Raw genomic sequence first — 25,614 nt, 5'->3', positions numbered from 1 at the left:
TAATATTAAAAAATATAAAATTATGCTTAGTTGTTTTATTTTAAATTATAACAATATTGATACAACACTTTGAAGTGTTCTTTCATTTTTTTCTTTGCTAATTGTGGGTTTTGACTTTTAATAGCATCAAAAATTGCTTGATGTTCTGTAATACCTGATTGTGCTAAACCTGCATCACAGACATGATATTTTTCGAAATTGGTAATAATTTCTGGAGTAATAATTAACATAAAAGTATTCATACTACTATTTCCGCTTGCTCTTGCTATTGCTAAATGAAATAACAAATCTTCTTGCACTGCATCTTCACCATTTACAACTTTTTCTTTATAAGCTTCTAAAGCTTCTTCCATTTTAAGTAAATCTTCCTCAGTTCTTCTTAAAGCAGCTAATCTTGCAGTTTTTAGTTCTAATAAGATTCTTGTTTCTACTAAAGATTTAAAATCTGGATCATTTAACCTTAAAATATCTTCAATCATTCCGTTCATAGCAATAACACCTATGTTTGCAACAAAGGTTCCGCTTTGTGGAATAGATTTTAATAAACCGTAAAACTCTAATTTTTGTATTGCTTCTCTAATGCTACTTCTACTTACTTCAAATTTTTCTGAAAGCATTCTTTCTGAAGGTAACTTATCTCCTGGTTCTAAATTTTTATAATTAATTAAATCTCTAATACCTATAATTATTAGATTTTGAACCTTTTGATTCTCATTTTTAGTAAGTACTTCTAACTTCATATTCTAATATTAAATTTCTAACTGACAAACAAAAATACATACATAAATATATGAAAACTAATTGTTTTAAACAATTATGAAAATTATTTAATGGCTAACTTCTAATTCGTAAAATTTTACTTTAGAAAAAGAACCTTTATCTCTTGATTGAAAATAATTACCTGCTTTAAAGTAGTTTTCGAAAATACCCCATTTCTCCATATGTACACCTTCGTATACCTTATATTCATTTTTATTTAGAATAATTACCATTTTACCTTCTGAAACCTTAACTTCTAGTGTAAATTTCTTAAAACCTACCTTTTGTTTAAAATTAAAACCTTTATCGTTATCCCAAGCTTCTTCATGTAACATTCCTTCATAAGGAGTTCCTAGAAATTTTAGTGTTTTTGTTTTTACACGTATTTTACCATTATCCCAATAAATTTTTAATATTGGTGGTGCATTATTATCTTTTTGCCCTATTAAATCGCGTTGCTCATTTGTTAATCTACCATGAATTTGCATAATAATAGTTCTATGATATTTACCATTTTCATCTTTTGTGGTTTGTTCCATAGCTATCTTTCCTTTCATGTAAGCCCCTTGCTTAAAAGTCCAGTTAACATTATTTTCTCCAGGCACCATTTGCTCTCTAAGTTCTGAACGCGTATACTTTGTGTTTGCTGTTTTAGAGTCTGTTGGCATTGCGTGAAATACGATTGCTCCTGCTGTAGAATCTATATACATATAGGGTTTTGCAATTTCATTCTTTGCAAAATCTAAGATTTCTGGAGGGCTAATTTCATACGGTTTACCTTTTTCATTTGTTACTGGTAAAGTAACTTTCCAATGGCTTAAATCTATTTTCGGAAGTTTTACTTTCTTCTTTCTTTTCTTTTTCTTTTTCTTTCTTTTCTTTTTTTCTTTTTCTTTTTCTTTTTCTTTTTCTTTTTCTTTTTCTTTTTCAATTTTAACATCCGATTCTGAAATGCTACTTTCAGAAGTCTGACAAGTAGCATTTACAGAAATAAATATTGTTACTAAAAGTAATAGTATTTGTTTTCGGAAATTTTTCATTTTATTTAAAATTAGTTTGCAGTAATTGTAACAGAGTCTACTTGTATTTCTTCATCTCCGTTGTTAAATATACCATTAAATTGTTGTTGTTTAGAGTCGTTAGATGTGTCATCACCACCTATTCCTCTCATATATAAAGCTACACTAGTATTATTTCCTGCATTGAAAGTGAATTCGTAAGATGTATAAGAACTATTGTTGGGATGAGCTATTGTTTTAACAACAAGATTGTTAGCAGTAGCTTCCACTTGATTAATAGTTGTATAACCAAAGTTATCTTGAGGGAAATCTGCAGCAGCTGTATAATAAGTTGGAGAATATCCACTTACATAACCAGCACCAGATAATATTCTTAATTCTAATGTACTTGGAAGTGTACCTCCTGCAGAAGCATCAAAGCCAACAATTACTTTAACAGTGTAATCTGCATTTGGAGTAACTTCAAATTCTTGATATGCAGCATCTGGTTCATCATTATCAAATTTAATAACATCAGATCCGTTTCCTGAAGTTGATTCTCCTTGACTACCAATACTTTTATTAATCCAACCTGAACAAGCACAATCAGAACCGGAAGATTTTGCTTGTTTATCAAATTCTGTATTAATTAAAACTGGATCTGCAATAATTGGAATTAATGGTTTACTTACTGTAATCGTTTGTGTAGAAGTACTTGTAACTCCTAAATCATCTTGAGCGGTAAGTGTAACAATATAATCTCCTTCTGCTGTATAAATTGTTGATGGTTCAAAGTCAGTAGAAGTATCTCCGTTTCCGAAATCCCAAACATAACTTGTTGCGCTTGAAGAAGCATTACCAAAACTATACATTTGCCAATCATCTACACCTGCACCAGCACTTTGTGTTGCTGTAAAAGCAGCTGAAGGTGGTGTTAAATCTTCGATTGAACCTGTTCCTGCAACTTCATGCTCAAAATTACAAGAAGCGAACATAATTACTGTAAGTAAAAGAACTATTTTACTTAAAGATGGTATTTTTATATTATTCATAATTTTTAGTTTTTAATTTTTAGTAACCTGGATTTTGAGTTAACAAGCCGTTACTTAAGTTAATTTCATACTGTGGTATCGGTAACAATAAATCTGTTGTACTAAAGTCATAAGCATTGTCATTTGAGAAAGTAGATAAGATATTAACTGCTTCTCCCATTCTAATTAAATCGAATAAACGTTGATTTTCGAAAGCTAACTCTACTCTTCTTTCATCTAGTAATTCTGATTTTTCTATAATACCGTCTGCATCATCTGCAACATTTGCTCTTCTTCTAACAGAATTAAAAGAAGCTACTGCTACACTACTTGAAGTAGATGGACCACCTGCCATAATTGCTTCTACGTGCATTAATACTACATCTGCATATCTAGAAACAATCCAATCATTTCCAGAAAGTTGTGCATTTGAAGAAAATGTTTTACCATCTGCACCACCATCTTCTCCGTTAGGTAAGTATTTAGTTACCTGGTTTTGTGTAGGTTGTCCAACATCTACTCTGTAAGACACAGCAGTTCTATCACCACCCATAGCATCTAATGCAGCTACTCCTTCTGTTGTTACGTAATTAACACCACTTGTTCTTCCTACAGCATTTAACCATTCTGCAGAGAAATTTTGGCTATCAACAGAACTTCCTGATTCATATCCTATTGCAAAAATAACTTCGTCATTACCTTCTGTATAAAAGATATCTCTAAAATTAGAGATTAAGCTAAAACCTCTTGTTGGTTGCATTATGCTTTCGCACAAAGCTTGTGCTCCTGAATAATTAGGAGATGGTTGTGTTAAATATACTTTTGCTAATAAGGCTTCTGCAGCCGCTAATGAAGCTCTATTTTTATGAGTATCATCTAAACCATCGATAGCAGTTAATAAATCTGAAGTAATTAAATCATAAATATTGGCTACTGCTACTCTTGTATATGCTGTTTCTTTATCTGCTGGTGTAATTACTCTATCAATTAAAGGGATGTCTCCAAACAATCTTACTAAATTAAAATAAGCATAAGCTCTTAAGAATTTAGCTTCAGCTTCAAACTTTATAGCATTATCTGCTGTTGCAGCTTCTAAATTTTCTAAAACAACATTTGATCTAAAAATTACATTGTAAAAGCTTCTGTAATAATCTGCAACAAAACCATTGGTAGCTTCAACTTTAAAACTATCAAATTGTGCTGATTCTCCTTCTTGACTTTTAGTTCTCGTATTATCACTACGCATTTCTGTTACGTAAAACTCTACCTGAACAGCATGGTTTGCAGTTGAACTAGAATTAGCGAATGAATTTACACCTTGTATTCCATCATAAATATTTATAACAGCTTTTTCTATTTCTTCGTCATTGGCATAATAGCTTTCTGCGTTAATACCAGTAGTTAACTCTGGTGACAAAAAAGTGTCTTCACATGAGGTAGCAAATATTGTAATTACCAATAATGCTAAAAATTTTATTTGTTTCATAATGTTTTTTGTTTTCAAATTAATGGTTCTTAAAAATCTACATTTATTCCTAAAGATATTGTACTAAATACTGGCGAACCTGCTCTTTGGTAACCATAAGTTGTTGCGCTAGTAGTGTTTATAGATTCTGGATTAAAACCAGTATAATCACTTGCAGTTAAGTACATTAAATTTTGACCAGAAGCATAAACTCTTAATCTAGATAATTTTAAGTCTGATAACATATCAACAGGTAAGTTGTAACCAATACTTACATTTCTTAATGCAATATATGAAGCATCTTGAATTATATCATCTGTAAATATTTTTTGTCTAATAAAGTCTTGTTGTGGTGTAGTAGCAGTATTATAATCTTGCCCACTATTAAAGTGATTTAGAATGTATTGGTCTCCCATATTTCTAACTTCTGCACCATGACTTCCTTGAAACATGAATGAAAAATCTACATTTCCAATATTAAAATTATTGGTAAAACTCCAAACTAATTCTGGATAAGGGTTTCCAAGAATTGTTTTATCATCGTCATCTATAATACCATCACCATTTAAATCTTTTACATATACATCTTGTGCTTCTGCGCCAATTGGATGAAAAGGATTGTTTAAAAATTCTCTTGGAATATCTCTACTTGTAACCCAACCATAGAAAGAAGATATAGGGTTTCCTTCTAAATTAATCCACTCTGCTGCTCTTTTAGAATCTACACTTAATCTTTGACCATTAGAGTCTGCAAAATTTGTTAATTCATTTTTATTTGTCGAAGCAATAAAAGTAGAACTCCACTTAAAGCTTTCATTTGTAATATTCTTTGTTCTTAACTCTACTTCAACACCAGAATTTACAACTTCACCAATATTAATCAAAGCGCTGTTAAAACCAGTTGTTGTAGAAATTGGGTTATTTAATAATAGCTGATCAGAAGTTCTCTTGTAATAATCTACAGAACCAGAAAATACATTATTGAATAAACCAAAATCTATACCAGGGTTAAATTCAATTTGTCTCTCCCACTTTAAATCTGGGTTTTCAATATTTAAAGGATTCACAGAACCAACAACTTGACCATCTATAATTGCAGAAGCATTACTACTTTCGTCTAAAATTGATATATATGGGTAATTGTTAATTAAATTACTACCAGTTCTAAATCTATTATTACCAGTAACACCATAACTTACTCTTAACTTTAACTTGTTAATAACCTCACTATCTGATAAAAAATCTTCTTTATCTACATTCCAACCTAATGAACCTGCCATAAAGTTACCGTATTTATTATTAGCTCCAAATACAGAACTACCGTCTCTTCTATAACTATAAGATATTAAATATTTATCATTATAAGCATAATTTATTCTACCAAACATAGATAATAAAGTACTCTCATAATCTTCTTTGTATTCTGGACTAGAAATATCATTATAATTAATATACTGGTTACTATCATCTGTATAACCTTGAGAACTTATTTGATAATGATCCGTTTTATATTGCTCACCAGAAATACCTACAACAGCATTAATTTCATGTTTACCAATTTCTTTTTTATAAGTAACAATATTATCTAAAGCTAAATGCTTTGTCTTTGTCATAGAACTATCTAACTGAGCTGCACTTGCACCATTTCTACTAGCTAGTACACCTTGGTAACGTTTTCTTCTGTATTCTTGATAATCTCCAGAAAATGTAGTTTTAAAGTGAATACCATCTGCAATTTTATATTTTCCGTAAATACTACCAAAAATTTTCTTCCTATAATCTCTTCTATCTCTTTCTAAAACTTTAGCTGCAGGATTTGTATTAGATGTATTACTAATATCTATTCCGCTACCACCATTTGGCACAGGTAAACCCGTACTTAAATCGAAATCATCGAACATACGTTGTATTGCATAATCTCCAATTTTAGCATCTGCATATTTACCACCATCTCTAGTTCTATTTACATATTTTATAGTATTTGCATCTAAATATACTGGCAACCAAGATGGTTGTCTTAAAATATCGTGTGTAGAACCGTCAAAACGTCTTCTCTCTGTATAAGAAGGAGTTGCACTTACACCTACTGTAAATTTCTTATTAATTTTATAGTCTAGTTTTAATTTTACACTAAACTTTTTATAATCATCCGTTAACAAAACTCCTTCATCATGATTATAGTTTAAGTTGGTACTGAATTTTAATTTTTCATTACCACCTCTTGCACTAAAACTATGGTTGGTTATACTACCACCATCAAAAATAACATCTTGCCAATTTGTTTGATCTCCTAATAATAGCTTATATTTTGTTTTATCTTGCAATGTTCGAGAAAACTCATATTCTGCTGCTGCATTTTCTGTTACGCTACTGTAATAAGCATCACTTTGTCTAGCAGTTTTCATACCTGTAGATGTATTATAGCTATATTTTACTTTACCATCTTTACCACTTTTTGTAGTAATCATTACAACTCCGTTACCACCTCTAGAACCAAAAATTGCAGAAGATGCTGCATCTTTTAATATTTCGAAAGATTCTACATCATTCATATCTAAAGAACCTAAGTAATCACTAGGTACAACAACTCCATCTACAACTATTAGAGGACTTGCGTCACCTGTAATAGAACCAACACCACGAATTCGTAAAGTTGGAGCTGAACCAGCTTCACCTTCAGTTGCCTGAATATTTACACCAGAAACTTGCCCCACTAAAGCATCATCTATTCTAGAAACAGCAATATTTGCTAATTTCTCACCTTTTACTTTAGAAATAGACCCTGTTAAGTGGCTTTTCTTTTGAGTTCCATAACCTACAACTACAATTTCATCTAGAATGTTACCATCTTCAGCTAACTCAACATTGATAATTTTTTGATTCACAAAAGGAACCGTTTTTGTTGTAAAACCTAAATATGAGAATTGAATTATTTCTCCTGATTTTACTTTAATTTGATAATTACCATCAAAATCTGTACTGGTTCCTTTTTTTGTGTTTAGTACAATAATGTTAGCCCCCAAAATAGGTTCTCCATCTGTTTTTGAAGTTACAGTTCCTTTTATTGTTACTTCCTCTTGTGCAAACAATGCACCACAGAATAAAAGCATTACAATAAATACTGATTTGATTTTTAAATTCATAGTTAATTGGTTTGAATTATTTTGTTTAAAATTTGAACTTAATTCTTTTAGGAAGATGTCATTTTAAAACTTTAAGGATAAATACTGCTAACTATATGACTTAAAGCTTAATATATATGTTTACTACTTAAAAGAATTTACCTGGTAAACCAAGGTGGTTAACCAAATTGGTTTACCAAATATATATATTTTTTTGAAATAAAAAAATTAAATGTTAATTATTCCATAAAATCTTAACTTATTAAGACTAAAAAAAGGCTTAAAAGCCTTTTTTTTAGATATAAGATAGATTTTAAAGAGAATTTGTAATATAAATTCTCTTTAAAATCTTATTGAAGTTGTTAATCTTTTCTTTATTATTTTTTATCTCCAAAATAAGAGACTCCGTCACCACTTAAGAAGTCTTCTCTTACAGGACTGAAGGTGTCAATTAGCTGACCTTCTTCCAAACAAATTGCACTATGTAATAAATTAGGCTCTATATAAACACCATCTCCTGCTTCTACAATTTTCTTTACACCATCAATTTCAAATTCGAATTTTCCTGAAACACAATACGTAGCTTGGGTATGAAAATGTTGATGAGGAGAACCTAATGCTCCTTTTTCAAATTTTACGCTTACCATCATTATTTGATTATCGTAACCCAAGAATTTTCTTGATACTCCTCCACCAAGTTCTTCCCATTCCATTTCTTTTGTAGTGATATATTTTTCGCTAAATCTTTTCATCTTTTTAATTATTTTAAGTTATTCGAAATAATAAGAACCAGACCATTCGTAATTCTTATTGTTAATTTTAATTTTGTGTTTTGCTTCTTTTGAAGCATTTGTATTTGATGTTATAAAAAGTTTTACATTATCATTTACGTTAGTTATCTGCACTGCAGTATAATCTTCTGTGTCTAAAACCACTTGCAACTCCTTAATATTACTGTTAGAGTTTACTGCAGATTCTGTAACAGGACTATAACTTCCATGCGCCTCAATTGCCGAAACAAAAAGTGTATTTTTAGTATCTTTTCTTCTTAACATTAACGCTGCCTCTCGTCTTAAATTAAATTCAGGATCATTTGCACCAATTCTTGTAAAGAATAATTCATCATTATTATTAGTTAAAGTTGTTAAGGTGTAAAACTTCCCCTTATTTAACCAAGATAGTTTGCTATTATCATTAGAAGCTTTCGCTGTTCCTTCTACATACAAGTGTTGATACCCATTTTTATCTCCTAAAGTATTTAGGGTTTTAGGAGTGTTATAATCAAAGTTTGTTTTTAATACTTGACCTAAAAAGTAATATGGAAAATCATATTGATTTGCTTTATTAGAAGTTACCTTCATAATATCTAACATATATGGTTTTTCGAAATCTGTATCTTTTATAACTGCCATTGTACGAAGCATATCTGTACCTGGATAAGCATTGCTTTCTTTTGCACTGGCTACTTGTACGTTTTCATTTTCTGAAGAAAAATAGTTTAACACTGAATGATGCTGACTTCCTATTTCATATTTAGCATTAAAATGTGAAGTTTCATTTTGTGTTACTGTATTATGTGCAATGGTTTGTTTTGCCCAAGTTTTGTTTTCTTTTAGGTAATTTCCACCCCCTTTTTGCTCGATATTTACAAATCTTGCCAAACCATAATCTTGAAGAATTTCATCTCCTTTTTCATGTAATGAATAAGATAGCTTATCATAATGACCATGACTAGATCCTTGTGCAGCATATTTAAATACCAACTCAATATCTTCATTTCTTAAAATTGCAACACCTCCTTGTTTTCCATTTGGACCATCAGAAAGATTAATAGACTTTTTATTAAAAGGTGCTATTTTACCATCTTTAATACCAAGCGCAACTGACAAACCAGAATCGTCTAATAATACACGATCTTGAGCAGCTGCTATAGACAACAAACCTGGATCTTGATCTCCAAAATGATAGGAAATATCTACAGCTGTAACTAAAGCACTAGTGTAATAAGACATACCTTTCTGACCATCGTTCAATGGAAAAAAATCGCCATCTGCATCTGATAAATTTAATAAAGCATTTATAGATTTTAATAAGACACCATCTTTGTATTCAAATATTTTTAATTCTGATTTTACGTTGTGTAGTCCTTCTGCAAAAATTAAAAAAGGATACATTGCATAACGTTGATAATATGGACCTTCATTATAATAACCATCGGGTGAAAATGGCTCTTCTATGTTTGCTAAAAAACCAGCTTTTCCATCTTTATTTAAAAAACCTCCATCATCATCTTTTTCTGTAGTATCTAATTTTAAATCTTTAATTCCGTAAAGTGCACGATCAATTAATTCTTGATCATCCATTACCAAACCAATCATTCCTACTGCTGCATTTCCCCAAGTACTATGGTTGTGAACTCTTTGATAAAATTGAGGATTACCAATTGAAATAAAATCTGCAAATGGTTTAAATAAATTCTTTTCTAATTTGTTACGTTCTTCTTCAGATAAATAATTATAAACACAATCATAAGCTTGACTAACATAAACCAACCAATTAGAATCGTTTAAACATTGCCAAAATAATTTACCTCTTGCATACGATCTTGTTTTAGGATGCACAGGTAATGTTTTATACATTGCCTCATATTGCATCAACATGTCTTTTACATATGCTGCATACTTTTCGTCATCTAAAATTTGATATAGTACACCAGCTTTTTGCAAAACCACCATATTTCTTTTGTGCTGATCGTGAGAATAGCCTCCAGAATAATGTTTAGGAATTGGCATTTTTATACCATCAGCAATTTCGGCATCTACTTCTTTTTTTACCTTTTCTAAAGTTTTATCAAAAATCGGAACAGAACCTAGAGAAGCTCTAATTTTTTCTACACCTTTTTTAGTTAAAATTAGTTTTGGATGCTGATTTTCATCTGCAGAAACTGTTGATTCTTTTTTATCATTACAAGAATAAAAGACTGTTAGTACTAATAAAAGTGTTTGAAAATTCTTCATTTTAAAAAAAATTGAAAAAAAAGAACCCATAAAATGAGTTCTTTTTTTATTTAATTATAAGGTTTAATTATTTCTTAATTAACTTTTTAGAAGCTACAGACTCTCCACTCGTAAGTTTCATCATGTAAACTCCTTTAGCTAAAGAAGAAATGTCTAAATTGTTATTATTTAATTTTGAAGTACTTATAACTTTTTTACCTAATAAGTTATAAACCTCTACTTTGTTAATTTCTACAGCAGAAGAAATTGTTACAAACTCGTTTGCTGGATTTGGATATACAGAAACTTTAGAAGTAAAAACGCCATCTATAGATGCAGTTGCACTAAAATCTGGATTAACTTCTCCATATGTAGAAGTAGCAAGATTTGTACTAGATAAAGAGGTTGGTATGTTTCTAGCTGCATTACTGCTAAATTTCCAACTAGGATATGAAAGTGAATTTACACGTCCAGCCATCCAATCATCATTATCTACACCATCTGTGGTTGCTGCATAACCTGTTTTAACACCTTGTCTAGCAACATAATTAGGATATTGATCAAGAGTTACAATTGTAGGAGAAATAGAAGCATCGAAATGAAGTAAAGGATCTGTAGAAAGTAACCTTTCAACAAAAATAATTTTTCCGTAACCAAATTCACCTACTTCACTATTTCCAGTAGTAATATCATCGTCATCTAATATGCTTACAGAGTCATAAATAGTCCAACTAGTTGCAGCTCCATCTAAAACTCCATCTTCATTAGAATCTACAAGTTCATTCTTAGGGTTACCAGCTGTAGATTTAACGATCATATAAGTAGCACTTTGATCGCTTATACTTCCATCATATCCAATATCTGGAGTTTTAGAAGATATATTAAACTTATTTAATGTTTCATTAATACCATCTCCACTAGGATCTTCGTCTGTCCAATCTATAGAAGATGCAGTTAGTTGTATGGTTACAACATTAGCTCCAGAAGATGCTAAATCAGTAGCGTATGGATTAATCCATTTAGTTCCACTAATATCAAGAGTTCCATCTGCACCTAAAGCACCAGAATCCATAGTAATATCTACTACAATTGCTAAAATTCCATTAGCTCCAAACTGCAAACCGCTTAAGTTTACTGCGTCTCTAACTTTACCAATATTGGCACCAACATCACTATCATCACCATCACCATCAATCATAATAAAATATACATCATTATCAATTGTAGCGTTTGGTGTTCCTCTAAATTCAAAATACTCTATTCCATCATCTACATCACTTTGATAATCTGGAATCGAAGCATTATCAGAGTCGTTTATTAAACTTGAACTGTTTGGTGGACTTGGAATTAATTCACTAATAAAATAAGTACTGTTATCATAGGTTTGAGAAAACCCAAAAGTACTTACAAACAATATTGTAATTAAAAGTAATGTTTTTTTCATGTGTTTTGTTTATATAAATTAATAACTGCATTTTTAATTGGTAAACCAATTTGGTAAACCAAATATACAAATAAATTTGTATTTTCAAAGGAGAAGTTAAAATTAGTTTAAAAGCCTAACTATTAATTCTTTAAAACACCTACTATTATCAAGTAGTATAAAAACAAAATTATTGATTGAAAAAAAACAAAAATTAGACTCTTTAAATATAGCTTTATTATTCTATGAAACCACTAAATATAAAAATGAAATTATAAGGTTTACTCTAAATTTGGCGAGGTACCAACACCTACTGTAGCTTCTTTAAACCAAACTTCTGAATAACATCCATTAGCATATTGCTTTGCTATATCTCCATTATAAGTTTCAGAACCTGTATACCAAACTATATTGTCTTCAGGATTTTTTCCGTTTGTTTGATTGTAAGCACCTTGTTTAAAATAATTTATCTCGCCAGCGTATGCATTTTCACGCTCAACACCATCTCTACCAATAGAAGCATATAATGACCATATTTGTTGTGGAATATCTTCCTTTTTAGAAAAATCTGATTTCAATAAATTTTTAGTGAATTTTATAGTTTCATGCCCCTCACTTTCAAAAGTAAGATACATGATGCCTTTATACACATTTATTGTATAACTAAACTCCTCACCTAAAGCAATACCGTCTTTTGGCTCTTCTGGATAAGTTTCTGGATTAGTTCCAACTACAGACATATCATATCCCCAAATAGCTTTAGAATAATCCCATCTTTTAGAGTTATCTCCTTTTGTATTGATTTCATAATTCCAAAAAACAGAGCCCTTTGTATGACCTGGAAACTTTTTATAGAAGATTTTTATTGGTTCATTTTCATGACCTTCATCACTATGAATTTGCCCAACTACAACAGAATAAGAAGCTGCTACCCTTGCATCTCCAGAAGTTGAAACGTGTTGTACTTTTAAAGTACCAGTTAATTTGCCACCAACTTCAGGAATCCAATGTTTTTTTTGCCCTAACTCTGTTCTTGTATTGCTTGAAGTTCTTGAGGTAACTCCAGAATTTGGTGTTTTATAAACCACCCAATCTGTTTCTCCTTCAGTTTCAACATAAAAGAAATTGTCTTTTTGGTAATTAATTAAACTATCTACATAAGTTCCATCTCCTAAAAGTATTTTCCATTCATCCATAAATGGGATTACATCACTAGGGTATTTTGTGATTTTTTCTGTATTTGTTTTTTCTTCTGAAGTAACTTTTGCGTTCTTTTTACAAGCAACTATTGATAAAAATAGTATTGCAATAAATAATGTTTTTTTCATATTATGAATTCTTTAAATTTTTAATACATCAACTTCATTACTAAATTTTCTTCTGTATTAATTTTTCCAGAATTAATTAAAGTATTGTTAGATTCTACATTATTTTTTGCTCCCCATAAAATAGAAACAAACTGAACTTTGTTGTTTTTAAATGTATTATTGTTGATATCTACGTTTACAATTCCTCTGTGATTTAACAACATTTTATTTTTTTCTTTAGCACCACAATTTGTAAATGTAGAGTTGGTAACTAAGAGATTTCCACCAATTGTAGATTCGTCATAACCACCTCTATAATAATCAATCACATTTTGTTTTACATTATTGAACGTACAATTATCAATCGTTAAAAACTCTGTATTGTAATCTCCTCTATCGTTTGTTTCTTCAGATAACTCTATTCCGTTTTCACAATTAGAAATTGAGGTGTTTTTAAAAGTTACAGTTTCTGCAAATGTTTGTTTGTAAGCTTTTAAAACATAATTAAAATTAGAAATTTCAGAATCAGAAACAGACAAACCAAAATGATTAGACATCTTTTCTTTTAAACTTGCAAAAGCTTGGTTTTTTCCATTTCCAGAAAGCTTCACATTTTTCAACGTTAAAATTCCATAAGGATTTAAAGAAAAAGCTGGTGTATTTTCTGCTCCTTCAAAAACAATTTCTGCTTTGTTTTCTGATGCAGATTGAACGGTAATATTTTTATCAATAATTAATGATTTTGAAATAATATATTTCCCTGCATCCAAAGAAATAATATCACCTTTATTTGCCGAGTTTATTTTTTCTGATAAATTATCTGAAGCTGAAACTTTAATTGTTTTTCCTTCAACAATTGCATCAACTTTAAACCAAGTTGCACCATATTTACTTCTATCTAAAATATTTGGGTTTGTAATATCTGCTTTTACAGTTGCACCAATAGCGTTATTTTTTTCTCTTGAATTTCCGGCTAAATCAGTTTTAATTAAATCGAAATCGAAACCATTATAGGGTTTTACATCTACCGAAGAAATGTTAGGTAACATTATATTATCACTGATTTTATTCAAATCGAAATTGGCAGATTTAATACGTTTAGAATCTTTAAAATCAGCACCATTGTTATTAATTACGTTGCTTTTAAATAAAACTCCATCTGCTTTATCATGCTCTACAATTACATTTTTATCTTCAACAGAATTGTAAATTACATTGTTTGCTACAGTAGTTCTAATTGGTCTTGCAGATCTAATTTCCGATTTTGGCAACACAGCACTTTGTGCAATATTTGTTCCTACACCAAATTGAAAAGGAGATTTACAATCTACATACGTATTGTAAGCAACCACAACATCTGTAACTTGGTTGTATCTGTTTAATGGACTTTTTGGAATTCCATTCATAACTGCTAAAGGACTTCTAAAATTCTCGCCAATAATTTTATAGAAATAATTGTTTACAATCCAATGCCCTGTATTTACAATTCTAATTCCTCCATAATTTTCGTTTTCTCCATCACCAATAAAATAGTTACCATCAATCATTGTGTAATTTCCATGACGAGTTACAACAGAACCTTCACTTTTATAAAAAACATTGTTTTTAATTTCGTTGAAATTTGTTTTACTCGAAATGATTTCAACTTCTCCATTACACTCTTCAAAAAAGTTATTTGCAATAGTTGTATTACTTGGACTCATAGACGTAAAACTGCTTCCTAATTGAATCGTCTCTCCTCTTGCACCACCTTTTCTTGGTCTTGGCCCAAAATGATTATTTGTAATTTTATGATAATTTTTAATACTTTCTATTCCTTTTAAATCGACTCTAACAGTTGGCCCTCCATTTGTTTTTCCTGCTAAATAACAATGGTCTAATTGATTGTGTCTTCCATAAAACTGCACCCATAAATCGTCATTATCTCTTTCTAATTTATTAAAATCTACAATTACACAATTGGTAACTCTACAATTATTTGCAACGTTATTTTTATCTGTTCTAAAAGCAATTACATTTACTGTAGGAGAATATCCATTTCTAAAATGCAGACCACTTACTACTAAATATTCGCCACCAAAAGACAAATTAGAAACACCTTCAATAAAAACTTTACCAGGAGTTTCTGCTCTTAAAGTGATTAAATTGTCTTTTGTTCCTTTTGCAGAAAACTCAATTTCTACATCTTTCCAAACACCATCTTTTAAAACAATGTCGTCACCAGGTTTTGCATTTTTAATTGCATCATTTAATTCTGATGAATTTTTAACAAAAACTGAATTTGTAATCTCTTTATTACAAGAAATAAGTAGAAATAATAAATTAAAAGTTAGAAATAAATTCTTCATAAAATGAATATAATTAAGTAATAAAATGAATAAAATAACAAATTGGTTTACCAATTTGGTTTACCAAATATAGAAACTAAATTTGGTTTAATAAAATTTTTGGTTTAAAGTTAGAGATATTTACATAATATATCACTGTAAAAAACTTACATATTGTAATAACTATTGCTGCAAATAAAGAATTACTTCACGTAACATTTTAAAACTTTAACTGTAAAATTATTATTTTTAAAAACAATAAAATACAATCCTTTAGAAAGTTTAGAAACATCTATTTTATTGTTGTTTAATCTTTTTTCAATAGAAATTTTTCGACCAGAATAATCGTACATTTCTACGGAATTATAATTACCTGAATTCGCATTTTTAAACTCAACCTCTTTGGATGAAGGGTTTGGATACAAAAAAATATTCTCTGCTTTTTGTTTTAATACCTCCAAAGAAACTGAAAGCGTAGGTGGGTTTTCTTGTATACTAAAATCCGCAAACTTCACAATTTCATCTTGTAAATTTACTTGGTTATTTAAGCTTCTGTAAATCCCCCATTTTGGTCTTGCAAATTCTGCACCATCTTGCCAATTATCAATAGCATTATTGTGATAACTAAAAATTACTTCATTTGTAGCAATGTCTTTAATTTCTAGAGAATAGCTACCAGCATCACTAAATTTAATAGTTTCATTTACAGAAACCCATTTCCCTCTAAATAAATCTAAATTTGCAGTCTTTAAAGTTGTTTGGTTTGTTGTGGAAGTATGTCTTAACTCGAGTCTATCTGGATTAGATTTTCTTAACGTAAAAGATATCATTGGTATTGAGGCATAAGATCCCCCAACAGATTTTATTTGATGAATATGAGTGAAACTAGTTGATGGTTTAAAATCATCAGAAATCTTAAATTTCCATTTGTATTGAACTGTTTCTCCTTCATTTGCTTTTAAATTCTCTGGAGAATTATCATATGTTTTTATTTCATTTCTTTGTCTATCATCAACGCCTTCTTTACAACGATCGTCATCTGGTGTAACATGTATATAAAATCGGAATACATTTTTATTTAGTTCAGTATCGAAGACTTCATCTATATGTCTACCAAAAGCAGAGTGATTACAATCTGGAACTTCAACAACATCTCTATTTGGAAGTGCTAGAACAGAATTAATTAATTCATACGTATTTCCTGGTCCATCTGCTTCTAAAACAACTTGAGCGGGTATTACTTGAAAAAATAATATAAAAATTGATATAAAAATAAATTGTTTATTCATGTTAAAATTGGTTTACCAATTTAGATTCTCAAATATACATTTAAAAATTACAAAAAAAAGACAAGTATCTTCTATAAAGATGATCTTACATAACATTATCTCCTATTTTCTTGTATTTTATTAAAATAATAAATTAAACTTAATTACTAGAAATCAGATAAATAAAAAAAAATAGTAAATTAGTACATAAATAAAGTTTAAAAAAAGCAAAAAGTATTTGTAGGATTAACAAAACTTGTTATATTTGCACCGCTCTTATAATTACATATTATAATTAGCTAAAAGTTCATTAAAAAACATGACTGCGAAAGTAGCTCAGGGGTAGAGCATCACCTTGCCAAGGTGGGGGTCGCGGGTTCAAATCCCGTCTTTCGCTCTATTTCATATAATACCAATGCTGAAGTGGTGGAATTGGTAGACACGCTGGACTTAAAATCCAGTGGTCAGTAATGGCCGTGCGGGTTCAAGTCCCGCCTTCAGTACAAGAACCGTAACATTTATTTGTTACGGTTTTTTTGTTTTATAATAACTTCACAAAAAAGCACTCATAATTGACCGTTTACACCCCTATAATGAAAATATATTTTTATATTTTTAAGGAATCTAAAAACAACATTTCAAATTATGAGTAATTACCATATTAAACATTTAGAAGAATACTACCAAGTTTATAGAAAATCTGTTCGTGAACCAGAAAATTTTTGGGAAGAAATTGCTGAAGAACATTTTATATGGAGTAAAAAATGGGATAAAGTTTTAGAATGGGATTTCTCTAAACCGGAAGTAAAATGGTTTAAAGGAGCAAAATTAAATATCACAGAAAACTGTATTGATAGACATCTAGCAACTCGTGGAGATAAAACGGCTATTTTATTTGAACCTAATGACCCAAACGAACCAGCAGAAAATATTACTTATAAACAGTTACACATAAGGGTAAACCAGTTTGCTAATGTTTTAAAAGAAAATGGAATTAAAAAAGGAGACAGGGTTTGTATTTATGTTCCTATGATTCCAGAATTGGCAATTTCTGTTTTAGCTTGTGCAAGAATTGGCGCAATACATTCTGTAGTTTTTGCAGGGTTTTCATCTACAGCATTATCTACCAGAATTAATGATTCAGATTGTAAAATGGTAATTACTGCAGATGGTTCTTTTAGAGGTAAAAAAACAATTGATTTAAAAGGAATTGTAGATGAAGCTTTAGAAAGTTGTACTTGTGTAGAAAATGTTTTGGTAGTAAAGAGGATTAATTCTGACATTCATATGAAAGAAGGCCGTGACAAATGGTTGCAACCTTTATTAGACAAAGCTTCCACAGAATGTAAAGCAGAAATTATGGATGCAGAAGATCCATTATTTATTTTATATACTTCTGGTTCTACAGGAATGCCAAAAGGAATGGTACACACAACTGCTGGTTATATGGTTTATACAGCTTATACATTTAAAAATGCTTTTCAATATAGAGAAAATGATGTGTATTGGTGTACTGCAGATATTGGTTGGATTACTGGACACTCTTATATTGTTTATGGGCCTTTGGCAAATGGAGCAACCACAGTTTTGTTTGAAGGTGTGCCAAGTTATCCTGATTTTGGAAGATTTTGGGATATTGTAGAAAAACACAAAATAAATCAATTTTATACAGCACCAACAGCAATTAGAGCTTTGGCGAAACAAGGAACAGAATTAGTAGATAAATACGATTTATCTTCTTTAAAAGTATTAGGTTCTGTTGGAGAACCCATAAACGAAGAAGCTTGGCATTGGTATAATGACAATGTTGGGAAAAAGAAAAGTCCGATTATAGATTCTTGGTGGCAAACAGAAACTGGTGGAATTATGATTACTCCAATTCCTTATGTTACTCCAACAAAACCTACCTACGCAACTTTGCCTTTTATAGGGATTCAACCTGCTTTAATGGACGAAAATGGAGACGAATTAAAAGGAAACCAAGTAGAAGGAAGATTGTGTATTAAATTTCCTTGGCCAAGTATTGCAAGGACTATTTGGGGAAATCACCAACGTTATAAAGAAACTTATTTTTCTGCATTCGATAACATGTATTTTACTGGTGATGGAGCTTTAAGAGATGAAGTTGGGTATTACAGAATTACTGGACGAGTAGATGATGTAATTATTGTTTCTGGCCATAATTTAGGAACAGCACCAATTGAAGATTCCATAAATGAGCATCCTGCAGTTGCAGAATCTGCCATTGTTGGTTTTCCACATGATGTTAAAGGAAGTGCTTTGTATGGTTATGTAATTTTGAAAGATGCTGGGGAAAGCAGAAATCACGATAATTTAAGGAAAGAAATTAACCAAATTATTACAGAACATATTGGACCGATTGCAAAGTTGGATAAAATTCAATTTTCTGATGGTTTGCCAAAAACACGTTCTGGAAAAATTATGAGACGTATTTTACGTAAAATTGCTTCTAATGAAATGGATAATTTAGGCGATACTAGTACTTTATTAAATCCTGAAGTGGTACAAAACATTATTGATAATAGACTGTAAAAACCGTCTTAAAAAAGATAATAGCCAACAAGCTAGTATAGCCCTGATTGAAACGGCATCCTTTTTTCTATTTCAGAAAAAAGATATAGTGGAAAGCAGGAAATAGCTTCAAAAAAAAATAAACGCAATAAAAAAGAGCTGAAAAAATTTTCAGCTCTTTTTATACAATCTATAAATCCCCCAACTTATGATTGTTTCACTATGATATTAACTCAAACTTATTATGTAATTACCCTAAAACTACACTACAAAGAAACGATAGAAATAGCTTCTTTTTAAAAGATTTCGATGATTGTAATTGTAAGTTCGATGAATGGTAGGTTCCTTTAGTTTAAAGGATTTAAAAATATTAAAGTAAATTTAATTTTTTCATTAATTCACTTTTGTTAGATCTACTAACAGGAATAACGTTTTTTTTAATTAGCACGCTATTGTCTTCTATATCTATTATTTCTGATGTATTAATAATATAAGAACGATGAACTTTAAAGAATAATGAAGATGGAAGTTTCTCTTGAATTTTCTTTAACGTAGAATGTACAATGTAGCTTTTAGCTTCTGTTTTTATACTGATATAATCTCCTTTAGCCTCTATTAAAAAAATTTCAGGAATCTTAATTTTTACTAATCTTCTATCTACGTTTACATATAAATAATCAGAATTTTCTTTCGTTTTTGTATCTACAGTTTCTTCTTGCTTAAAGCTAGCTAATTTTTGTAAAGACTTGTTAAAACGTTCTAAAGTAATTGGTTTTAGCAAATAATCTACCACGCAATTGTATTCGAAAGCTTCTAAAGCAAAGTTTTTATCTGATGTAGTAAGAATGATTTTTGGTGGCGATTTTAATGTCTTGATAAAATCGAAACCTGAAAAAGTAGGCATATGAATATCTAAAAAAATAAGATCTATAGTATTCTCATTCAAGTATTTAATAGCGTCAATAGCTGAAGAAAACTCTTCTATTACAGAAACTTCTTCAGTTTTAGTACACAGCTGCCTTACAATTAACCTAGCTGTAGCATCGTCATCTATTATTATACAATTCATAAATTTTTAGAGGAAATTATTTATCCAATAAATATACGTGAATTTTGTTTAGAATATTTATAAAATTATCATATAATTTTACATCACCTTTCTTTAAATCTTTTTCGAATTTAGAAGCTAATTCTAGCCCTTTTTTAAAACCTAAAATACTTATTTTATGTTTTATTTTATGCACATTAACAGAAGCCTCAGTATAATTTTTACTGTCAAAATTTTTAGTAAATAATTGGTATTCTTCTGGAAATTCTTTTTTTAAGATGTTAATTAAACTTTCTTCAAAAGCAATATCTCCTCCAGAAAGTTCTTTTATGTAAGACAAATTAGGTGTTTCCATCTAAATTTAAGTAGTTTTATGTTCTTTGGAAATCAGCTTGTTTTGTTTCCAATATTTTAATAATGATTTTACTTTCTTTGCATACTTTGAGTATTGTGCAGGTTTTGTAAAATAACCCGAAATTCCGAAATCATAACATTTTTTTAATTCGTCTAAATCTTCTGAATTAGACATAATTATAATAGGAATGTTCTTAAACTCTGTGTTCGATTTTAATTCTGCCAAAAGTTCTAAACCATTCATTTTTGGCATGTGCAAATCTAAAATAATAATATCGAATGAAAATTCTATATTATTTAGAAAATATAATGCTTGTTTTCCATTTAATGCCTCTACAATATTAGATGCAGAGCCAATGTCTTTACAAACTTTTTTAAACTTTATTCTTTCAATTTCATCATCATCAATTAAAAGTATAGAAAGTGATTTCATTATAAAACAACAATTAAATTACAGGGGATACTGCAAAAATGAACTAAAAAAGTATAGCATTTATTTTTGTTAGTTTAATCGTTTTGTTTGCTTGACGAATGGTATCATTTTATAGACAAATAAAATTATATTAGGATTTGCCTGTTAATATGCTGTTCTAAAGAAATAAAAGTTTCTGTTCTTAATACGCCTTTTATATTCTGAATATCTTTGTTTAGCAAGTACATTAAATCCTCATTGTTTTTACATAAAACTTTTATAAAAACAGCATAATTACCTGTAGTATAATGACTTTCTACAACTTCAGGAATTGCTTTCAAGCTTTTTATTGTTGGTGCTAATTGACTTGAAGCATCTAAAAAAACGCCTATAAAAGCTGTTGTTGTATATCCCAAAGATTTAGGGTTTACAATCATTTTATAGCCTTCAATCAATTTAGATTTTTCTAATTTTTTTAAACGTTGATGAATTGCAGCGCCAGAAACTCCTACTTTTCTTGCAATACTTAACACTGGTGTTCTAGCGTCATTTATCAGCATTTTTATAATAGTTTTATCAATTCCGTCAATTTTCATCATAGATATTATTTAGCCTAAAGATAAAAAAAATAGAGAATACAAAGTGTATTCTCTATTTTAGATATAAAATTTTAAGTAAAATATGGAAATTTATTTCATTTCGAAATCTTCCATAAATTTAGTTGTGTAGTTTCCTGCAACATAATCTGGGTGATCCATTAATTGTCTATGAAAAGGAATTGTAGTTTTTACACCTTCAATTACAAACTCATCTAAAGCTCTTTTCATTTTATTAATTGCTTCTTCTCTGGTTTGAGCAGTAGTAATTAATTTTGCAATCATAGAATCGTAATTTGGCGGAATCATATAACCTGCATACACATGTGTATCCATTCTAACTCCATGACCTCCAGGAGAGTGAAAAGTTGTAATTTTTCCAGGAGCTGGTCTAAAGTTATTATAAGGATCCTCTGCATTAATTCTACATTCTATAGAATGCATTTGTGGATAATAGTTTTTACCTGAAATTGGCACACCAGCTGCAACTAAAATTTGCTCACGAATTAAGTCATAATTTACAACTTCTTCAGTAATTGGGTGTTCTACTTGTATACGAGTATTCATCTCCATAAAGTAGAAATTTCTATGTTTATCAACTAAAAACTCTACAGTTCCTGCTCCTTCATATTTAATGAATTCTGCTGCTTTTACTGCTGCAGTTCCCATTTTTTCTCTCAATTCATCTGTCATGAATGGAGAAGGAGTTTCTTCTGTTAATTTTTGATGACGTCTTTGTACAGAACAATCTCTTTCTGATAAATGACAAGCTTTACCAAAAGAATCTCCTACAATTTGAATTTCTATATGTCTTGGCTCTTCAATAAGCTTTTCCATATACATATCATCATTTCCAAAAGCAGCTTTAGATTCATGTCTTGCAGAATCCCAAGCGTCTTTTAAATCTTCAGGTTTCCAAACTGCACGCATTCCTTTACCTCCACCACCAGCAGAAGCTTTTAACATAACAGGGTATCCTGTTTCTAGTGCAACTTTTTCACAATCTTCAAAATCGACAATTACACCTTCACTACCTGGAACACAAGGTACGCCAGCAGCAATCATAGTAGACTTTGCATTTGCTTTGTCTCCCATTTGGTCTATCATTCTACCTGATGCTCCAATAAACTTAATATTATGCTCTTCACATAAATTAGAAAATTTAGCGTTTTCTGATAAAAAACCGTAACCAGGGTGAATTGCATCTGCATTTGTAATTTCAGCTGCAGATATAATGTTAGACATTTTTAAATACGATTCTGCACTTGATGGGGGGCCAATACAAACTGCTTCATCTGCAAATCTAACATGTAAACTTTCTGCATCTGCAGTAGAATACACTGCCACAGTTTTAATGCCCATTTCTCTACAAGTTCTAATAACACGTAATGCTATTTCACCTCTATTGGCAATTAATATTTTTTTAAACATAAGTCTTCAATTTTTCAATATTCAAAAAACAAACTCCTATGATATAATTAAGAGTTTGGAAATTAAAAATTGTGATTTATATTAAGATGGATCTACTAAAAATAATGGTTGATCGAACTCTACAGGAGAAGAATCATCAACTAAAACTTTAACGATTTTTCCTGAAATTTCAGATTCTATTTCGTTAAATAATTTCATTGCTTCGATAACACAAACTGTATCACCAACGCTTACTTCTGTTCCAACTTCAGCAAAATTTGGTTTATCTGGAGATGGTTTTCTATAAAAAGTTCCAATAATAGGAGACTTTATAGTAACATAGTTAGCTTCTGCACTATCTGTAACAATAGTAGTTACTGCTTCTGCAGCAGCTGGTGCTGCAACTGGTGCAGCTGCTTGTGGCATACTTGCCATAGGTGCAGCTTGTAAAATAGTGGTTTCTGTTTTACCAGAACCAGTTCTAATAGTAATCTTTATATCTTCCATTTCTAACTTTACCTCGCTTGCGCCAGATTTAGCTACAAATTTTATAAGATTTTGAATTTCTTTAATATCCATATTTCTTATTGTTTAATTGTTTGGTTTATGAATTATATGCCCATTTTACGTATGCAGCTCCCCAAGTGAAACCGCCACCAAATGCAGCAAAAATTAAATTATCTCCTTTTTTTAATTGGCTCTCATAATCTGCTAATAAAAGAGGTAAAGTTGCAGATGTTGTATTTCCATATCTTTGGATGTTCATCATTACTTTTTCAGATGAAACTCCTACTCTTTTTGCAGTTGCTTCAATAATTCTTTTATTTGCTTGATGTGCCACTAACCATTGAATGTCTGGTTCTGTTAAATTATTTCTAGTCAACATTTTTTCAGCAACATCTGCCATATTAGAAACAGCATATTTAAAAACTGTTTTTCCTTCTTGATATACAAAATGCTTATTAGCTTCAACTGTTTCTTTAGTTGTAGGCATTAAAGAACCTCCAGCTTCTATTCTTAAGAAATCTCTTCCAATACCATCGCTTCTTAAAAACTCATCTTGCAATCCTAATCCTTCATTATTTGGTTCAAACAAAACGGCTCCTGCTCCATCACCAAAAATAATACATGTTGCTCTGTCTTTATAATCTATAATTGAAGACATTTTATCAGCTCCAATTAAAAGTACTTTTTTATATCTACCAGATTCAATATAACTTGCAGCTGTAGACATACCGTATAAAAAACTAGAACATGCTGCTTGCAAATCGTAGCCAAATGCATTTACTGCACCAATTTCTGTTGCCACATATGCTGCAGTTGATGCTACTGGTAAATCTGGTGTAGCAGTTCCAACAATTACTAAATCTATTTCTTTTGGATTAATTTTTGATTTTTGCAATAATTCTTCCGCGGCTTTTATTGCCATGTAAGAAGTACCTAATCCTTCGCCTTTAAGTATTCTTCTTTCTTTGATTCCAGTTCTTGTAGTTATCCATTCATCATTGGTATCTACATAGGTTTCTAACTCCTTATTGGTTAAAACGTATTCAGGAACATATTTCCCTACTGCTGTGATTGCTGCAGTGATTTTAGTCATAATTATTGTTTGTTGTCCAAGTATATGGAAATTCAAAAGTAATGAAAATTATTTCACTTTTTAGAAGAAAAGTTGTCAAAAACAATCACTTTTACTTTAAAAACGCAAAAAAACCCTCGATTTCGAGGGTTTTTTATACTGTCTAATTTTTTTCTATGCTTCTGCTGCTGCAGATTCTAAAACCACTTGACCTCTGTAATATAATTTACCTTCATGCCAGTGAGCTCTGTGATATAAATGCGATTCTCCAGTTGTTGGATCTGTTGCAATTTGTTGAGCTGATGCTTTATAATGTGTTCTCCTTTTATCTCTTCTTGTTTTGGATATTTTTCTTTTAGGATGTGCCATTTTATGTCTTTTTTTCTGTTATTAAATTCTTTAATTTATCCCACCTTGGGTCTGTTGTTTCAACAGTTTTTTCTACTTTTATTTCTAATTCTTCTAATTTATTTAATGCTTCAGATTCCATTGTACCATCCAAAACTTGTGGATGAACTCTTTTATTAGGAACTGCTAACACAATCATTTCATAAATAAATTGCGCTACACTAAATTGATACACTTCATGAGGAAGAATTAAAATATCTTCATTTTCATCATTATATTCTGGACCAAACTTAACAACTAAAGGCAATTCTGAAGTTATTTCTTGATCATAAAACTCACCTGAAACATCACAAGGAACATTTACAGTTCCTGAAGCAACAAAGTTAAGTTCGAATAATGTACTTTTTTTAACAAATTCTAATTCAATATTTATATTCGAATTTTCGTATTCATCAAAATTGTAAAGTGCAAAGAACGTGTTGTCAATATTATATTCAAATAAATGCCTTCCTTCTTTTAATCCTACAAACGGTATGTTGAATTGTTTCAAGTCTTTCATTATCAAACATCAATTGAGCGTGCAAAGATATAAAAAAATGTTTTTATACACTCTTTTATATTAAAAATTTATTTTATAAT

Annotated in this window: 21 protein-coding genes and 2 tRNA genes; 3 read left to right on the top strand and 20 right to left on the bottom strand. The window is 30.1% G+C overall.

What is annotated here, in order from left to right; translation table 11 throughout:
• Positions 1-35 precede the first annotated feature (35 nt).
• The 11 genes from H9W90_RS14155 to H9W90_RS14105 form a co-directional block, all read right to left on the bottom strand.
• Positions 36-740: a FadR/GntR family transcriptional regulator gene (locus H9W90_RS14155; protein ID WP_187482225.1), complete on the bottom strand. Its 705-nt coding sequence runs from the start codon at positions 738-740 to the stop codon at positions 36-38.
• Positions 741-827: 87 nt separating this feature from the next.
• Positions 828-1,799: a polysaccharide lyase family 7 protein gene (locus H9W90_RS14150; protein WP_187482224.1), complete on the bottom strand. Its 972-nt coding sequence runs from the start codon at positions 1,797-1,799 to the stop codon at positions 828-830.
• A gap of 11 nt (positions 1,800-1,810) precedes the next feature.
• Complete coding sequence (locus tag H9W90_RS14145; protein WP_187482223.1) at positions 1,811-2,809, bottom strand: PKD domain-containing protein; 999 nt, start codon at positions 2,807-2,809, stop codon at positions 1,811-1,813.
• Positions 2,810-2,828: 19 nt separating this feature from the next.
• On the bottom strand, positions 2,829-4,274 hold the full coding sequence (locus H9W90_RS14140; protein ID WP_187482222.1) for a RagB/SusD family nutrient uptake outer membrane protein: 1,446 nt from the start codon (positions 4,272-4,274) through the stop codon (positions 2,829-2,831).
• Between the two features lie 29 nt (positions 4,275-4,303).
• Entirely contained in the window at positions 4,304-7,396 is a 3,093-nt protein-coding gene (locus H9W90_RS14135) for a SusC/RagA family TonB-linked outer membrane protein (protein WP_187482221.1), read from the bottom strand.
• Between the two features lie 356 nt (positions 7,397-7,752).
• Entirely contained in the window at positions 7,753-8,127 is a 375-nt protein-coding gene (locus H9W90_RS14130) for a cupin domain-containing protein (RefSeq protein WP_187482220.1), read from the bottom strand.
• Positions 8,128-8,145: 18 nt separating this feature from the next.
• Positions 8,146-10,392, bottom strand: a complete 2,247-nt coding sequence (locus H9W90_RS14125; RefSeq protein WP_187482219.1) for an alginate lyase family protein — start codon at positions 10,390-10,392, stop codon at positions 8,146-8,148.
• A gap of 67 nt (positions 10,393-10,459) precedes the next feature.
• On the bottom strand, positions 10,460-11,815 hold the full coding sequence (locus H9W90_RS14120; RefSeq protein ID WP_187482218.1) for a T9SS type A sorting domain-containing protein: 1,356 nt from the start codon (positions 11,813-11,815) through the stop codon (positions 10,460-10,462).
• A 260-nt stretch (positions 11,816-12,075) separates the two neighbouring features.
• Complete coding sequence (locus H9W90_RS14115; RefSeq protein ID WP_187482217.1) at positions 12,076-13,122, bottom strand: polysaccharide lyase family 7 protein; 1,047 nt, start codon at positions 13,120-13,122, stop codon at positions 12,076-12,078.
• 20 nt (positions 13,123-13,142) lie between these two features.
• On the bottom strand, positions 13,143-15,449 hold the full coding sequence (locus tag H9W90_RS14110; RefSeq protein ID WP_187482216.1) for a chondroitinase-B domain-containing protein: 2,307 nt from the start codon (positions 15,447-15,449) through the stop codon (positions 13,143-13,145).
• Positions 15,450-15,631: 182 nt separating this feature from the next.
• Entirely contained in the window at positions 15,632-16,717 is a 1,086-nt protein-coding gene (locus H9W90_RS14105; RefSeq protein WP_187482215.1) for a T9SS type A sorting domain-containing protein, read from the bottom strand.
• Between the two features lie 304 nt (positions 16,718-17,021).
• Between H9W90_RS14105 and H9W90_RS14100 the strand changes: the two genes are divergently transcribed.
• The 3 genes from H9W90_RS14100 to acs all read left to right on the top strand — a co-directional run bounded on the left by H9W90_RS14100 (position 17,022) and on the right by acs (position 19,249).
• Positions 17,022-17,093, top strand: a tRNA-Gly gene (locus H9W90_RS14100).
• 20 nt (positions 17,094-17,113) lie between these two features.
• A tRNA-Leu gene (locus tag H9W90_RS14095) sits at positions 17,114-17,199 on the top strand.
• 142 nt (positions 17,200-17,341) lie between these two features.
• Positions 17,342-19,249 carry an acetate--CoA ligase gene (acs, locus tag H9W90_RS14090; RefSeq protein ID WP_187482214.1) on the top strand — a complete coding sequence of 636 codons (1,908 nt, stop codon included), beginning with the start codon at positions 17,342-17,344 and terminating at the stop codon, positions 19,247-19,249.
• Positions 19,250-19,598: 349 nt separating this feature from the next.
• On the opposite strand, the gene H9W90_RS14085 is transcribed toward acs, so the two are convergent.
• The 9 genes from H9W90_RS14085 to H9W90_RS14045 all read right to left on the bottom strand — a co-directional run bounded on the left by H9W90_RS14085 (position 19,599) and on the right by H9W90_RS14045 (position 25,534).
• On the bottom strand, positions 19,599-20,297 hold the full coding sequence (locus H9W90_RS14085) for a LytR/AlgR family response regulator transcription factor (RefSeq protein ID WP_187482213.1): 699 nt from the start codon (positions 20,295-20,297) through the stop codon (positions 19,599-19,601).
• Between the two features lie 16 nt (positions 20,298-20,313).
• A complete protein-coding gene (locus H9W90_RS14080) occupies positions 20,314-20,631 on the bottom strand; it encodes an Hpt domain-containing protein (RefSeq protein ID WP_187482212.1) in 318 nt (105 codons plus the stop codon).
• Positions 20,632-20,637: 6 nt separating this feature from the next.
• Positions 20,638-21,063, bottom strand: a complete 426-nt coding sequence (locus H9W90_RS14075) for a response regulator (RefSeq protein WP_187482211.1) — start codon at positions 21,061-21,063, stop codon at positions 20,638-20,640.
• 125 nt (positions 21,064-21,188) lie between these two features.
• Positions 21,189-21,638, bottom strand: a complete 450-nt coding sequence (locus tag H9W90_RS14070; protein WP_187484004.1) for an Lrp/AsnC ligand binding domain-containing protein — start codon at positions 21,636-21,638, stop codon at positions 21,189-21,191.
• A 93-nt stretch (positions 21,639-21,731) separates the two neighbouring features.
• Entirely contained in the window at positions 21,732-23,069 is a 1,338-nt protein-coding gene (gene accC, locus H9W90_RS14065) for an acetyl-CoA carboxylase biotin carboxylase subunit (RefSeq protein WP_187482210.1), read from the bottom strand.
• A gap of 81 nt (positions 23,070-23,150) precedes the next feature.
• Entirely contained in the window at positions 23,151-23,627 is a 477-nt protein-coding gene (gene accB / locus H9W90_RS14060) for an acetyl-CoA carboxylase biotin carboxyl carrier protein (protein ID WP_187482209.1), read from the bottom strand.
• 25 nt (positions 23,628-23,652) lie between these two features.
• Complete coding sequence (locus H9W90_RS14055) at positions 23,653-24,648, bottom strand: beta-ketoacyl-ACP synthase III (protein ID WP_187482208.1); 996 nt, start codon at positions 24,646-24,648, stop codon at positions 23,653-23,655.
• Positions 24,649-24,801: 153 nt separating this feature from the next.
• Complete coding sequence (gene rpmF, locus H9W90_RS14050; RefSeq protein ID WP_187482207.1) at positions 24,802-24,996, bottom strand: 50S ribosomal protein L32; 195 nt, start codon at positions 24,994-24,996, stop codon at positions 24,802-24,804.
• Position 24,997: 1 nt separating this feature from the next.
• On the bottom strand, positions 24,998-25,534 hold the full coding sequence (locus H9W90_RS14045) for a YceD family protein (RefSeq protein ID WP_187482206.1): 537 nt from the start codon (positions 25,532-25,534) through the stop codon (positions 24,998-25,000).
• Positions 25,535-25,614: the final 80 nt, after the last annotated feature.

This window comes from Polaribacter pectinis (assembly GCF_014352875.1).
Classification (GTDB): domain Bacteria; phylum Bacteroidota; class Bacteroidia; order Flavobacteriales; family Flavobacteriaceae; genus Polaribacter; species Polaribacter pectinis.
The sequence above is the reverse complement of the archived record's forward strand: the minus strand, read 5'-3'. Positions and strand labels throughout refer to the sequence as shown.

Excerpts from the sequence above, each read along its gene's own strand:
- H9W90_RS14075 (WP_187482211.1), bottom strand. The coding sequence starts at position 21,063 with ATGAAATCACTTTCTATACTTTTAATTGATGATGATGAAATTGAAAGA.
- H9W90_RS14130 (WP_187482220.1), bottom strand. The coding sequence starts at position 8,127 with ATGAAAAGATTTAGCGAAAAATATATCACTACAAAAGAAATGGAATGG.
- H9W90_RS14140 (WP_187482222.1), bottom strand. The coding sequence starts at position 4,274 with ATGAAACAAATAAAATTTTTAGCATTATTGGTAATTACAATATTTGCT.
- H9W90_RS14080 (WP_187482212.1), bottom strand. The coding sequence starts at position 20,631 with ATGGAAACACCTAATTTGTCTTACATAAAAGAACTTTCTGGAGGAGAT.
- H9W90_RS14155 (WP_187482225.1), bottom strand. The coding sequence starts at position 740 with ATGAAGTTAGAAGTACTTACTAAAAATGAGAATCAAAAGGTTCAAAAT.
- H9W90_RS14055 (WP_187482208.1), bottom strand. The coding sequence starts at position 24,648 with ATGACTAAAATCACTGCAGCAATCACAGCAGTAGGGAAATATGTTCCT.
- H9W90_RS14070 (WP_187484004.1), bottom strand. The coding sequence starts at position 21,638 with ATGAAAATTGACGGAATTGATAAAACTATTATAAAAATGCTGATAAAT.
- H9W90_RS14105 (WP_187482215.1), bottom strand. The coding sequence starts at position 16,717 with ATGAATAAACAATTTATTTTTATATCAATTTTTATATTATTTTTTCAA.
- H9W90_RS14145 (WP_187482223.1), bottom strand. The coding sequence starts at position 2,809 with ATGAATAATATAAAAATACCATCTTTAAGTAAAATAGTTCTTTTACTT.
- H9W90_RS14085 (WP_187482213.1), bottom strand. The coding sequence starts at position 20,297 with ATGAATTGTATAATAATAGATGACGATGCTACAGCTAGGTTAATTGTA.
- H9W90_RS14135 (WP_187482221.1), bottom strand. The coding sequence starts at position 7,396 with ATGAATTTAAAAATCAAATCAGTATTTATTGTAATGCTTTTATTCTGT.
- H9W90_RS14045 (WP_187482206.1), bottom strand. The coding sequence starts at position 25,534 with ATGAAAGACTTGAAACAATTCAACATACCGTTTGTAGGATTAAAAGAA.
- rpmF (WP_187482207.1), bottom strand. The coding sequence starts at position 24,996 with ATGGCACATCCTAAAAGAAAAATATCCAAAACAAGAAGAGATAAAAGG.
- H9W90_RS14120 (WP_187482218.1), bottom strand. The coding sequence starts at position 11,815 with ATGAAAAAAACATTACTTTTAATTACAATATTGTTTGTAAGTACTTTT.
- accB (WP_187482209.1), bottom strand. The coding sequence starts at position 23,627 with ATGGATATTAAAGAAATTCAAAATCTTATAAAATTTGTAGCTAAATCT.
- H9W90_RS14125 (WP_187482219.1), bottom strand. The coding sequence starts at position 10,392 with ATGAAGAATTTTCAAACACTTTTATTAGTACTAACAGTCTTTTATTCT.
- accC (WP_187482210.1), bottom strand. The coding sequence starts at position 23,069 with ATGTTTAAAAAAATATTAATTGCCAATAGAGGTGAAATAGCATTACGT.
- H9W90_RS14110 (WP_187482216.1), bottom strand. The coding sequence starts at position 15,449 with ATGAAGAATTTATTTCTAACTTTTAATTTATTATTTCTACTTATTTCT.
- H9W90_RS14150 (WP_187482224.1), bottom strand. The coding sequence starts at position 1,799 with ATGAAAAATTTCCGAAAACAAATACTATTACTTTTAGTAACAATATTT.
- acs (WP_187482214.1), top strand. The coding sequence starts at position 17,342 with ATGAGTAATTACCATATTAAACATTTAGAAGAATACTACCAAGTTTAT.
- H9W90_RS14115 (WP_187482217.1), bottom strand. The coding sequence starts at position 13,122 with ATGAAAAAAACATTATTTATTGCAATACTATTTTTATCAATAGTTGCT.